The 12724-nt window shown below is 55.0% G+C and carries 13 protein-coding genes; 12 read left to right on the plus strand and 1 reads right to left on the minus strand.

The genetic code is table 11. From position 1 onward, the window contains the following. Positions 1–3: 3 nt before the first annotated feature. The 9 genes from ACAM29_RS02110 to ACAM29_RS02150 all read left to right on the plus strand — a co-directional run bounded on the left by ACAM29_RS02110 (position 4) and on the right by ACAM29_RS02150 (position 9344). Positions 4–864, plus strand: coding sequence for a phytanoyl-CoA dioxygenase family protein (locus ACAM29_RS02110; protein WP_354409947.1), 861 nt, complete (start codon positions 4–6; stop codon positions 862–864). Continuing rightward, positions 864–1598 (plus strand): type 1 glutamine amidotransferase, encoded by a 735-nt coding sequence (locus tag ACAM29_RS02115; RefSeq protein ID WP_369623042.1) that lies wholly within the window; start codon positions 864–866, stop codon positions 1596–1598. Before ACAM29_RS02110 ends, ACAM29_RS02115 begins: the two co-directional genes overlap by 1 nt. Before the next feature lie 215 nt (positions 1599–1813). Beyond that, positions 1814–2737 carry a LysR family transcriptional regulator gene (locus ACAM29_RS02120; RefSeq protein ID WP_369623043.1) on the plus strand — a complete coding sequence of 308 codons (924 nt, stop codon included), beginning with the start codon at positions 1814–1816 and terminating at the stop codon, positions 2735–2737. Between the two features lie 68 nt (positions 2738–2805). After that, a complete protein-coding gene (locus ACAM29_RS02125; protein ID WP_091826629.1) occupies positions 2806–3138 on the plus strand; it encodes a hypothetical protein in 333 nt (110 codons plus the stop codon). Between the two features lie 102 nt (positions 3139–3240). Further along, a complete protein-coding gene (locus ACAM29_RS02130) occupies positions 3241–3684 on the plus strand; it encodes a phosphate-starvation-inducible PsiE family protein (protein ID WP_091826627.1) in 444 nt (147 codons plus the stop codon). Positions 3685–3714: 30 nt separating this feature from the next. Further along, positions 3715–4563 carry an SDR family oxidoreductase gene (locus ACAM29_RS02135; protein ID WP_369623044.1) on the plus strand — a complete coding sequence of 283 codons (849 nt, stop codon included), beginning with the start codon at positions 3715–3717 and terminating at the stop codon, positions 4561–4563. A 124-nt stretch (positions 4564–4687) separates the two neighbouring features. Then, the gene (locus ACAM29_RS02140; RefSeq protein ID WP_369623045.1) at positions 4688–5728 is read left to right on the plus strand and encodes an efflux RND transporter periplasmic adaptor subunit; all 1041 of its coding nucleotides are present in this window, start codon (positions 4688–4690) and stop codon (positions 5726–5728) included. Continuing rightward, positions 5728–8793: an efflux RND transporter permease subunit gene (locus ACAM29_RS02145; protein WP_369623046.1), complete on the plus strand. Its 3066-nt coding sequence runs from the start codon at positions 5728–5730 to the stop codon at positions 8791–8793. The genes ACAM29_RS02140 and ACAM29_RS02145 overlap by 1 nt, the downstream gene beginning before the upstream one ends. A gap of 77 nt (positions 8794–8870) precedes the next feature. After that, the gene (locus ACAM29_RS02150; protein ID WP_369623047.1) at positions 8871–9344 is read left to right on the plus strand and encodes a hypothetical protein; all 474 of its coding nucleotides are present in this window, start codon (positions 8871–8873) and stop codon (positions 9342–9344) included. Here ACAM29_RS02150 and ACAM29_RS02155 read toward each other — a convergent pair. Continuing rightward, complete coding sequence (locus tag ACAM29_RS02155; protein ID WP_369625113.1) at positions 9324–10019, minus strand: cupin domain-containing protein; 696 nt, start codon at positions 10017–10019, stop codon at positions 9324–9326. The two genes, ACAM29_RS02150 and ACAM29_RS02155, sit on opposite strands and share 21 nt — an antisense overlap. Before the next feature lie 208 nt (positions 10020–10227). Here ACAM29_RS02155 and ACAM29_RS02160 point away from each other — a divergent pair, with 208 nt between their 5' ends. From ACAM29_RS02160 to ACAM29_RS02170, 3 genes are all read left to right on the plus strand, one after another. After that, complete coding sequence (locus ACAM29_RS02160; RefSeq protein WP_206834866.1) at positions 10228–10665, plus strand: hypothetical protein; 438 nt, start codon at positions 10228–10230, stop codon at positions 10663–10665. A gap of 13 nt (positions 10666–10678) precedes the next feature. Then, positions 10679–11239 (plus strand): rhodanese-like domain-containing protein, encoded by a 561-nt coding sequence (locus ACAM29_RS02165; RefSeq protein WP_206834863.1) that lies wholly within the window; start codon positions 10679–10681, stop codon positions 11237–11239. 96 nt (positions 11240–11335) lie between these two features. Next, positions 11336–12613, plus strand: a complete 1278-nt coding sequence (locus tag ACAM29_RS02170) for a hypothetical protein (protein ID WP_091826617.1) — start codon at positions 11336–11338, stop codon at positions 12611–12613. The last annotated feature ends 111 nt before the right edge of the window (positions 12614–12724 follow it).

Here is a 12724-nt window from a genome sequence, read left to right on the forward strand (position 1 = left end):
AACATGATCACACTGACTCAAGCGCAGATCGCCCAATTTCGTGAAGACGGGTTCCTGATCGTCGACAAGATCATTGAACCGGAAGCCGCTGCCGAGATTCTGGAAAATTTTGAAGGGGTTTTTGAAGGACACTATCAAACGGGCATCAAACCGGATGAAGTGAATCTGCCAGTGGGTGAGCCGCCCTTTACCAAGCAGATCTGTAATGCGTGGAAATCAGACCTTTCCGTTGCCCGCCACATCCTGTCCGAGAATCTCGGCAAGGCATGTGCAGAGCTGGGCGGATGGGATGGTGTCCGGCTGATGATCGACAATCTGTTGTGGAAGCCGGTGAACGGTCGCTCAATCGGCTTCCATCAGGACAGTATGTACTCGCTCTGGATCGACAAGCCTGAGTTGGTAAGCTGCTGGGTAGCGCTGGATAAGACGACGGCTGATGGTGGCACGCTGGTGTATATCAAAGGGTCACACAAATGGGGTGAAGCCAAACCGATCATGCAATTTCATGGCCCCGAAGATGACCTGAAAGAGGTGCGAGAGTGGGCCAAAATCCATGGTTTTGAGCTGGAACTGGTACCGATTGTTGTGCCTCCGGGAGGCGGTGCTTTCCACGATGGCTGGCTCTGGCATGGCTCTCGGGTCAATAAGGCTGATGTGCCGAGACGAGCATTGGCAGCACACTTCTTCCAGCATGATATTCAGTTCAATCCGGAACGGATAAGCATCGGAAATGGCCCGATCTACGGCAAGTACAAGAAGTTGGGCTCCAACGAAGTCGATGAAGGCTATTTCCCGATCACCTACCGCGAAGACGGTTATCGCACACCGGGTCTTGACGAGTATCTGGAGAAAGGAGTCGTCTGATGAGAATTGTCGCCATTATGGCTGGCGGGATGGACGGGCCCGCAGAATCGGGTCGTATAGGCGAAGTCGTCGCAGAGCGTGGGGGAACCCTGCACTGGTTCTATCGCCGCAAGGGTGATGTGCTGCCGCTGGATATTGACGCGTTTGATGGCCTGATCGTCTTTGGTGGTGAGGTCAGTGTCCATGACCCGTTGCTTCAGCCCTATTTCGATGACTTGGCTGATCTGATTCGTCGGTTCGCTTCCGCTCGCAAGCCGGTGCTGGGATCTTGTCTGGGGTGTCAGTCAATTGCCTATGCCTTTGGTGCGGCAGTTAAGCCACAGGGCTTTCTGGAGTACGGTTTTACGTCATTGCAACTGACTGAAGCGGGGCAAGACGACCCGCTGTTGAAAGAAATTGAGTTACAGCCGAAGCTGTTCGAAATGCATTCGGACACGTTTGACCTGCCTGAAGGTGCTACGTTACTGATGAGCGGTAAGGCGGTCAAAAATCAGGCCTATCGTCTGGGCGATCTGATCTATGCCTTCCAATGCCACTTTGAAGTGACGCCGGAGATCGTGGATACCTGGAACCGCCGCGAGTTGCTTGGCGATCCTGCCCAGGATCAAGCTCACATAGCGGAACTTATCGCACAGGCACAACAGGACTTTACGCAGTACCAGGCGGCGCAGACGGACTTTGCTCGCACGCTGGTTAACCGTTGGCTGGACTTGATCGACACCACTCAGGTTTAGAGGAAAACGCATTGGCAACCAGGATTAAAAATATCCTCGCCTTGGCGATGATTCTGCCGGTGTTCTATCTGGATACTGATAAAAAATCCTGATTCGGTCGTACCACGACACGCCACCTTCGGGTGGCGTTTTTGGGTTCTGCACTCTGAATGAGGTTTTGTGTGACTGAGGTTGAGGTAGACTCTAACCCTGACAGTCAAGAATCGAGCTCTGCCATGTTGAATAGACTGAACTTCCGGCACCTGTATCACTTTTGGGTTGTGGCCCGAGAAGGCAGTATGGCGCGTGCTGGCCAGATCCTGGAGTTGACACCGCAAACGCTGAGTAGCCAGGTCGCTGCGCTTGAAAGCGAAATAGGTGGGCTTCTGTTTCGTCGAGAGGGCCGGGGGTTGCGCTTAACGGATCTGGGGCTCAGGGTTCAGTCCCATGCCGATGAGATATTTGAAGCGGCTGAAGCGCTTGAGCAGGCTATGGAGGTACCGCTGGAATCACGCCCTATGCGCTTGGCTGTGGGCGTTTCCGCATCCATTCACAAGCTTATTGCCTGGCGCCTGCTGGAGCCTGCGCTGCAGCTGGAGCGTGAAGTGAATGTGGTGTGTGAAACGGGGCGCACACGGTATCTGTTGTCCGATCTGGGTAAGCGTCATCTGGATGTGGTGCTTACGGACCACCCGCCGGTGCTGGCGCATGATTCGGGCTTTCGTCTGCATGAGTTGGGCAGTTCTTCGATGATGCTGTTTGCTGCGCCCCAATTGGCCAATACGTTAAAAGGACCTTTTCCAGCAAACCTTGAGGGGCAGCCGTTTCTGGTGAATGCCGTGGATGCGCCGCATGTCAGTCAGTTGATGCAGTGGTTCAATGATCAGGGGATTCGAGTCTCAGTCCGGGGCCAAGTGGATGACAGTGCGTTGATCAAGGTGTTTGGTCATCATGGTATGGGCGTGTTTGCAGCGCCTGCCATGATTGCCGATGAAGTCTGCCGTCAGTACGAAGTGGAATGTTTGGGTGAGGTGGAGGCAGTTCAGGATCGCTTGTTCGCCGTGACGCGCTCAAGTCGAATCCATAACCCCGCTGTTGAGGCTATTTGTGCCCGTGGTACTCAAGACCATCAGATTAAATCTGATGAAAGAGACGAATAAATCTGCTTTTTTCTTTCGTGATGCTTGGCCAATATGAATCCGTAAGCAATCAGAAGAGGGCCACGGCCATGAAAGCAATTCACAAATACCATCTGGATGCGTCCGATTCACTGACCACACTGCGCCTGCGTGAAGGTTTCCGCATTGTACGCTTCGAGTATCTGGTGGCTGAAAAAGGCTTGTTCCTCTGGGCTGAAGAGCCGCTGAGGGCCGACGTTCCTTACGTCGATGCGAGCTTCAAGGTTACCATGACCGGAAAGCCGGTGGCGATGCATTATGAATACATGGATACGGCGCTGGACCCCTTCGGGCCAGAGGCCTACCACCTGTTCAGGGTGGAAGAGAGCGCGGCGCCTCAGTCACCCCATACGCCGCCGCATCTTCGCAACGTAGCGGCCTGACCCAGCTGCTAATTGACACCCCCTGGGCCGGATAGCAGTAGCTATCCGGCCCTTTTTCGTTCAGTATGATTTTCAGCCTGCTCAACCGATCAGGAGTCAGAAATGGATTATAAAGACAATGATGCCCGGTTAATGGATTTCCTTAATCGGCTGATCAAGTGGTCTGTTCGGCTGTTGGCCATTTTGATGGTTTTCGTGATCATTATGGGCGTTGTTGACGTGGGCTGGACGCTATATGAGAAGCTGCTGGCCGCTCCCAAATACATCCTCACCATTTCCGACATGCTGGCCACCTTTGGTGCCTTTATGGCGGTACTGATCGCCATCGAAATCTTTATCAATATCACGATCTATCTGCGTGACAACGTTATCCATGTCAAAATCGTCATTGCGACCGCTCTGATGGCCATTGCCCGAAAGGTGATTATTCTTGACCTGGATACCACGCCGGCTGAATACCTCTGGGGCATGGCACTGATAGTGGTTGCCATGAGTGTGGCCTATTGGGTGGTACAGCGTTATGGCAGTGAGGAAGGCGGGCACTGACCGCCCGCGAGGAATATTGAAGGAATATACGTGGAGAAAACGATTCTGGTTACCGGTTGCTCAACCGGTATAGGGCGTCACTGTGCGCTTGAACTGAAAAAAGCGGGATGGCGCGTACTGGCAACGGTTCGCAGCCCGGAAGATATTGCCTCGCTGGAAGCTCAGGGCCTGGAAAGCTTCGTGCTGGATCTGGATTCATCCGAGTCTGTTCGGGCCGGGTTTGAGCAGGCCATGATGTTGACGGGCGGACGTCTGGATGCGCTGTTCAATAACGGTGCCTATGGCCAGCCCGGGGCCGTTGAGGATCTGAGCCGTGAGGTGTTGCGAGCCCAGTTCGAAACCAACCTGTTTGGCTGGGTTGAGCTGACGAACCTCGTGATTCCTGTCATGCGTCGGCAGCAGAGGGGACGAATCGTCATGAATTCGTCGGTTCTGGGGCTGGTCGCGATGAAGTACCGTGGCGCCTATAACGCCTCAAAATTTGCTCTGGAAGGGATCACCGACACTTACCGTCAGGAACTGCATGGCAGTGGTATTCATATTTCACTGATTGAACCGGGGCCTATCACCAGCGCCTTCCGGGAAAATGCCCTTGTCGCCTTCAAGCGCAACATCGATACCGAGCACAGTGCACATGCGGATACCTACCGGGGCGTTCTGAATCGGCTGGAAGCGGGTGAGCAGGAGGGCTCGGCTTTTACTCTTCCGCCGGAGGCCGTGTTCAAGGCGCTGCAGTCCGCGTTGACCGCTCGATCTCCAAGGGCACGGTACTATGTGACCGTGCCGACCTACCTGCTGGGGTATCTCCGGCGCGTGTTGCCGGCCCGTTGGCTGGATGCGTTACTGCGCCGTGCGGCGGAGAAAGAAAATAGCAACTGAAGTGTGCTGCAGATTTCTCAACCAGCGCTAATATCAGGTATGTGGATACCGATTAAGGAAATGCGTGGGGGCAGACAAGATGGCTTTGCACCGGGTGTGGTCAGGGAAACGGATTAGGCATGTTGTGCTTGTTTGTGTGGTGGGTCTGTTTGCTGCCTGCGAACCACAGACGAACAAGGGTGAAACCGAAGTCGAAGAGGTGGTAAGGCCCGCACGGATCGAAACACTGCAATCGGTCTCTTCGTCCGGTTTGGTCTTTAACGGTACCGTACGCGCAGCTCAAAGAGCTGAGCTGGCCTTCAAAGTGGCGGGGCGAGTTGACAAGGTTATGGTCGATGAGGGCGCCTCGGTCACTGCCGGTCAGGAGCTGGCGCGTCTTGATGATCGCGAGTTCAGAACGGTGTTGGCATCCGCTCAGGCCGAATTTGCTACTGCCGATGCCGATTACCGTCGTGGACAGGCGATTTATGAACGTAGCCAGGCGATTTCGCGGCGTGACCTCGAGAAACTCGAAACCCAGCGCAATCTGGCGGCCAACCGTCTGCGCAGCGCACAGTTGGCACTCGATGAAACCCTTCTCAAGGCGCCTTTCGACGGCATTGTGGGGCGTAAGCTGGTTGAGGATTTCAGCCGAGTAGGCGCGAACCAGACCGTCCTCGTTGTACAAAACCTGCAGGATCTGGAAGTGGTGATCCAGGTGCCGGATCGTGTGGTGTTACAGTCATCCGGAAGTTCTGATGTCTATGCCGAGATATCGGGACTTGATCAGACCTTTCCGCTTTCACTCAAGTTTTTCTCAACCGAAGCCGACCCGACTACCCAGACCTATCAGGTGATTCTTGGACTCGATGGAAAGGGAGATGCGCGGATCTTGCCTGGCATGTCTGCGCGAGTTTTTTCAGACAGCGGCAGCGCAGCAAATGCCGGGGTGACAGTCCCTCTTGGAGCCATCGTGCCCAACAACCAGGGGCAACAGTTTGTCTGGAAGCTTGATGTCGATAACCGGGCGCAGCGTGCCAATATTGAAGCCGGGCAACTGTCCGGTGACAGAGTGGTTGTTACGTCGGGTCTTCAGCCGGGTGATCGCATTATCACCGCTGGGGTCAGCAGTGTGCGTGAAGGCATGAAGGTCCGTCCGCTGCAGGGTAATGGAGTTTCACGCTGATGGATATTGCAGGCTATTCAGTTGCCAGACGCACCAGTCTGTGGGTCGTGATTGTGCTCATTCTTTTTGGGGGCTATCTGAGCTATGAAAAGCTGCCCCGATTTGAAGATCCCGAATTCATCATTCGGCAGGCCATTCTGATTACGACCTACCCAGGCGCCAGTGCACAGGAAGTCGCTGAAGAGGTAACCGATCGAATTGAGGCGGCAGTGCAGGCGCTTCAAGAGGTCAAAAAAATCAAGTCGGTTTCCCGGCAGGGTTACTCGGAGGTCAGCGTCGAGATCAAGCTGGAGTTTGCCCGCACACAGGCCGAATTGCAGCAGGTTTGGGACAAGCTCAGGCGCAAGGTGAACGATGCACAACGCACGCTCCCACCCGGTGCAGGGCCGATCATTGTCAATGATGACTACGCGGATGTGTATGCCCAGTTTTATGCCGTGACAGCTGAAGGTTACACGGAGCGTGAGCTGTTCAATTATGTTGATCACTTGGCAAAAGAGCTGGCGCTGGTACCCGGTGTGGCGCGCACCGCATTGCTGGGAGCACGGCAGGAACAGATCTTTATTGAGATTTCCCGTGAACGCATGGCTCACTTTGGCCTGGGCGTTCAGCAGGTGTATCAGGTGTTGCAGCAGCAAAACCTGATCACGGTTGCTGGAGATGTGCCGGCTGATGGATTGCGGGTGCCTGTCATTCCGGATCGGAGTGTGAGCAGTTTTGAAGATCTGAAAAACCTTCAAATAGGGCTGGGGACCGGTAGTACCGTACTGCGTCTTTCTGATATCGCCCAAGTCTCGAGAGGCTATGCCGATCCACCTGCAATGCTGATGACGTTTGATGGTCAGCGCGCCATCGGTCTTGGCATTTCCAATGTGCAGGGAGGCAATGTGGTTGCCATGGGAGATGCAGTCAGCCAGCGCTTGAGTGAACTTGAAAACATGCGGCCAGTGGGAATGGAGCTGCACCCGATTTCGCTGCAGTCTGAATCGGTACGCATGGCGGTTTCGGCATTTGCCGGTAATCTTCTGGCGGCAGTGGTGATTGTGTTTGTTGTGCTGTTGCTGTTTATGGGGCTCAGAGTGGGTCTGATTATCGGTTTTGTACTGCTGCTGACGGTGGCGGGCACACTGATTATCATGCTGTTCGATAACATTGCCATGCAGCGCATTTCACTGGGGGCGCTGATCATTGCGCTGGGTATGCTGGTGGATAACGCCATTGTGGTCAGTGATGGGGTTCTGGTTCGGTTGCAACGAGGTGAAGACCGAGATAAGGCCGTGTCAGCAGTGGTTCGCAGTACCATCTGGCCGTTATTGGGTGGGACACTGGTCGGGATACTGGCGTTCAGTGCCATTGGTCTGTCGCCCAGTGATATGGGGGAATATGCCGGTTCGCTGTTCTGGGTGATTCTCTATTCGATGCTGCTGAGCTGGCTGTTTGCCATTACGGTGACGCCCATGCTCTGTCATCAATTTCTTCGTCCTGCCACCGTTGATTCAGATCGTCCCCGAGGAAAACTGTCTCAAAGCTATGAGAAACTCCTGCATTGGGTCCTGGCGCATAGACGTGTGACCGTGGTGATGCTGGTAATGGCTCTTGCAGGTGCAGTCTTGGCTTCGCGTCTTATACCTCCGGGCTTCATGCCTGATTCCGAGCGGCCCCAGTTTGTGGTGGATCTGTACCTGCCACAGGGCACCGACATCAGTCGTACGGCGGAGATACTGGCCCAGGCGGAAAAGGTTGTGGCCTCGAGGGAGGGGGTTGTGCACACCACCGGTTTTATCGGTGGAGGAGGACTTCGGTTCATGTTGACCTACTCGCCGGAACCACGTAACCCGGCGTTTGCCCAGTTGCTCATCAATGTGGATGACTATGGACGTATCGCCGGATTGGTTGAGCAGCTGCAGCAGGAGTTGTCCGTATTGCTGCCGGATACATCGGTCAAGGTCTGGAAATTCATGCTGGGGCGTGGTGGCGGCAAGAAGATTGAAGCGGCCTTTACTGGACCTGATTCGGAAATCCTTCGCCAACTGGCGGAAGAAGCCAAGGCAAGAATGCTGACAGAACCAGCACTGATCGCGATACAGGATGACTGGCGGCAGCAGGTTCCGGTAGCACAGCCACGCTGGCGTCAGGAACAGTTGCAGCGCTTGGGCTTGACGGGTTCTGATGTGAATGCGGCACTGGCACAGACGCTCAGTGGTCGTCAGGTGGGTGTGTATCGTGAAAGGGATGAGCTGATTCCGTTGATTGTCAGAGCACCGGTGACGGAGCGTGAACAGGCAGGCGTGATTCAGAATACTGAAGTCTTCAGCCCTGCTGCCGGCCAGACCGTTACTCTGGGCCAGCTGCTTGAGTCGGTTGACCTGGTCTGGCAGGACGCCACCATACGCAGGTTAAACCGTGAACCCACCTTGATGGTTCAGGCCGACCCGGCGCCGGGGCAGGTTACCAGCGATGTGTTTAACCTGATTCGTCCCGCCATTGAGTCCATACCACTGCCCCCGGGTTACAAGCTGAAGTGGTATGGAGAGTATGAATCATCGCGTGAGGCCAATGCGGGTCTGGCGGCTTCTGCACCCTATGGATTTGCTGCCATGGTGCTGGCGGTCGTGTTCATGTTCAATGCGTTCAAACAGCCGCTGGTCATCTGGATGACGGCTCCTCTGGCTCTGATCGGTGTGGTGTTTGGCCTGATTCTGTTCCGGACACCTTTCGAATTCATGGCGATTCTGGGGTTCCTGAGCCTGATCGGTATGATGGTCAAAAACGCTATTGTGCTGGTCGACGAGGCCGATACCCGGATAAATGAGGGGCAGCAGCCCTATGGTGCCATCATTGAGGCCTGTCTTGGGCGTGCGCGCCCGGTTGTGCTGGGTGCATTGACGACGGTACTCGGGGTTGCCCCCCTGTTGATTGACCCTTTTTTTAAAAGCATGGCTGTGACGGTGATGTTTGGTTTGTTATTCGCAACGGCTTTGACGCTGGTGGTGTTGCCGCTGTTTTATGCAATGTTGTTTCGCATCAATACAGCGAAGGCACAGAATCCTGATTCTGGCGGCTAAGCCGCCCAAGGATTCCCAAAGCGGCCTGTCGTGACTACACTCTGACCCCCTGATCACAACTACGGACATTGCGTGTCATGCTGTATCGCATTTCATCTGCCTATTATCGTACCCAAACGGCCAGGCATCTGCTTTGGATGGTGGGTCTGGTTGCAGCAGTGCTGGCCAGTTTCTATTACCTGTTTCAGGCCGCGGCAGTTGCAGACTTCATACTGCCGGTACTGGGTATAGCGGCCTGCTCGGCCTACTTCATCAAGCTGTTTCAGCATGTACGGCAGGGGCGTTCGGCCTATCCGGAAATCGAGCTGGACAATCAGGCGAAAACCCTGACGCTGGTTCAGGGCGATAACCGAATTCAGGTCGATATCAGTCATATTCTCGATCTGCGCCTCAAATACCGCAGCTATCACCTGGAGCAGATCCAGATGACGACTCAGGAGGGCGAGGTACTACGGCTGGAAGGTTATGATGAGCTGGAAGATTTGGGGGCCGAGCTTGAACTGCTGACACCCAGCCATAATGTCAAACGGTCAAAGATCCGTATCCGGTAATTGAGATTGTGAGTTCAGCGGTAAATGGCCTGTTTTCACAAATATCACGGTTTCCTGCTCAACCCATGGGAAATGTTTGCTCAAGTGCGGGCTGCGTAGCCAGGTGCCAGCGGGGTATACGCCGTGCTCATCCCGAAACTCGCCTGACAGCACTAGAATTTCTTCGCCACCAAAATAGCGATGCGGCTGAAAGCGTTCGCCGGCTGGCCATCGAACCAGTGCGGTATGCTCGGTTTCGAAGTGGTGCAGCGGCATCACCTCAAGCCCTCCCTGTCCCGGCTGCCATGGTGCACTCTGGGTGTCGATACATACCTGTGCCAGATCGTTTGGGCTGAAGTGATTCAGTTTCACGAACAGCGTGCATCCCTGTCGGCTGAAGGGTGCGTGTTGGCTACCGGGTGGATTTCGGATGTAACTGCCGGCCGGGTAGTCCCCACTCTCGTCTGAAAACACACCCTCCAGTACCAGAATTTCTTCACCCAGCGGGTGAGGGTGGCTTGCAAACGCGGAGCCGGGCAGATACTGCACAATACTGGTGGTGTGGCCGGACTCTTTGGCTTCTCGTTCCAGGGGCTTGCGCAACACCCCCGCCGCAGGGCTGGTGATCCAATCCATGTTGGCTGTTTCAATCACAACGTGCTGACTGAAGTCCATGTTAAGCATTGTCGGTATCATCATTGTTCCTGCAGGAAAGTTTTCTGTTTAATCATAAGCCTGTGCATTGTAGTACGTTGGCTGTCGCATAACAGTTTGACCTTTAACCGGCCCGGGCGGAGGGAATCGGCTTTACAGTGGCGGGGGAGTGGTGTAGTTTTCCTCATTAATTAGATTATTCGCATTTAAAAGAACTATATTCTTAAATTGAATAATAAAGGTGGTATTCATGAAAGCAGGCAAACTTACCGCATTGCTGTTGGGGGCCAGTTTGATGGCTCCGCTGGCGGCTCAGGCTGACGGCCAACAGGTCGAGAAGGCGCTGATTCTGGTCAACAGTGGGTCGTTGCAGACTCAGGGCATGGCGATGGTGCTGGGCAACGCCATGCAGCAGCAGGGTACTCAGGTTGATGTACTGCTGTGCGACAAGGCAGGGGACCTGGCCCTCAGCGAAACCGCCAATGAACCCCTCAAGCCACGTGATGTGACCCCTGAACAGTTGCTGATGAAGCTGCAGAAAGGTGGTGCCAATGTAAACGTGTGTGCGCTGTATCTGCCCAATGGCGGTCATGACAAGGCAGCCCTGCGTGAAGGTGTTGGCGTGGCGACACCGCCTGCCATTGCCAAACAGATGACGTCTGAAGAGACGCGTGTATTCAGCTTCTAAGGAGAACGGCTTAATGAAAAAACTGCTGACACCGCTGCTGCTCAGTGCAGCTCTGGCAATGCCGATGGCGGCTGCACAGGCTAATGATGAAATCGGCATTACGCCTGAAGCGACCTATGAGTTGGTACAGGAAAAGCGTGATGAGGTGCTGTTCATCGATGTGCGTGATCCGGTTGAGATCATGTTCATCGGTTTCACCGACGAGGTGGATCTGAATATTCCCTACCTGATGGTGGACCGTAGTCAGTGGGATGCGCAGAAAAACCGCTTCCGCCTGTATCAGAATCCTGACTTTGCCGCTCAGGTAGAGCAGGCATTGATACAGCGTGGTCTGGACAAGAATGCGACCGTCATCACCATGTGCCGTTCGGGCAGCGAGCGTGGCCTGCCCAGTGCCGAATTTCTGCGCGAGAACGGCTTTCCCAATGCGACCTATGTAATTAACGGCTTTCAGGGTGACAGCATCAAGGCTGGAGACAATGCCGGGTTCCGCATCCAGAACGGCTGGCAGAACTCTGGTTTGCCCTGGGGCAGCAAGCCAAACCCTGAAAAAATCTACCGTATCGACCGCTGATACTCCCGTGGCGGGGCCTGCAGGTCCCGCTCTTGCGCCTGTCGGCTTTCCGGCAGGCGTGCTATTCTCGCCGCCTCGTTTTTTCGCCCGAGGTGCATGTTGTTTCTATCAGGCTACCTGTTGATCGGGATGGCACTTGCAGCTGTCTTGAACGCATTCTTTTCAGTTCTTCCCGGCTATCTTATAGGTGTTCCTGTCTGGATCTCGGCCCTGCTGCTTTGGCCGCGACTCAAGTCGGCGCAGCGCAAGCAAACCGCTGTTCTTCTGCTGACAGGTGCCCCGCTGCTTCTGTTTGGTACGGTCTATGGTGATGACCCACAATATTTGCTCAAGGCGCTGGAGGCCAACTACCTGGTGCTGGCCATGCTGGTCGGGGTCAGCTTTCTGCGCCTTGTCGCCATGCAGGGGGTACACAGTGATGAGCAGCTGCCGCGTGGTCGGACGGCACTGTGGCAGACGCTTCTGGGGGCGCACCTGATCGGTTCGGTGATCAATATTTCATCCGTGCTGATTGTGGGGGATCGGCTGTCTGCTCGTCAGCCACTGCAACCGGTTCAGGCGCTGGTATTGCTGCGCAGTTTCAGCATCTGTGCCTTCTGGTCACCGTTTTTTGCAGCCATGGGGCTAACACTGGTAAGCGCCCCCGGGGCGGAACTGAAAACTCTGGTGCTGTTTGGTTTGCCGGTCGCGCTGGCAGGTCTGCTGTTCAGCATGTGGGAAGTGGCGCGAGCACCTGCTGTTGAGCAGGCACGCGGCTATCCCATGCACCTGAAGGCATTATGGATGCCGCTGGTGCTGGCCGTTCTGGTAGTGATCTGTCATGAGATATGGCCTGCGATCAGTGTGCTGACGCTGGTGACATTGATCTCCATCCTGTTTGCCGTCAGTTGGCTGCTGTTGCGTCAAAAACGACAGGGTGGTCGACGTCTGCTGAACCACATTCATGAAGGTCTGCCGGGCCTGGCAGGAGAGGTGATGCTGTTTCTGGCCGCTGCGGTGTTGGCGGCTGGCGTGGCGTCCAGCTTGAGCGCGTTTGATCTGGCGCTTGCACCGGAACACTATGGTGCTCTGGAAGCCTGTATCACACTGTTGGTACTCATATTGCTCGCCTTTGCTGGCATGCACCCGGTGACCAGTGTCGTACTGGTGGGCAGTATTCTCGCACCGAGCGTGAGTGACCCGAACCTGCTCGGGCTGACCATGCTGATGGGGTGGGCACTGGGTGTGGGACTGTCCCCTCTGTCGGGAGTTCAGCTCAGCCTGCGGGCACGCTATTCCATACCGGCTGTCCAGTTGATGCGGCTGAATCGACTCTATGCGCCGGTGATGTTACTGGTGTGCTGGGCCATGTTGTGGCTGTTTACTCGGATTTGAACGTTTTTTCATCTGGGCGACTGCCACTCCTTGAGTGCATAACAGTTTCTTGAGTTTGCCCACAGGCTGGATAAAAGGTTCTAAAGTACTGCTTTCAGCCACTGCTCTCTT

Origin of the sequence: Marinobacterium sp. BA1 (assembly GCF_041155135.1) — a bacterium.
Taxonomy (GTDB): Bacteria; Pseudomonadota; Gammaproteobacteria; order Pseudomonadales; family Balneatricaceae; genus Marinobacterium; species Marinobacterium iners.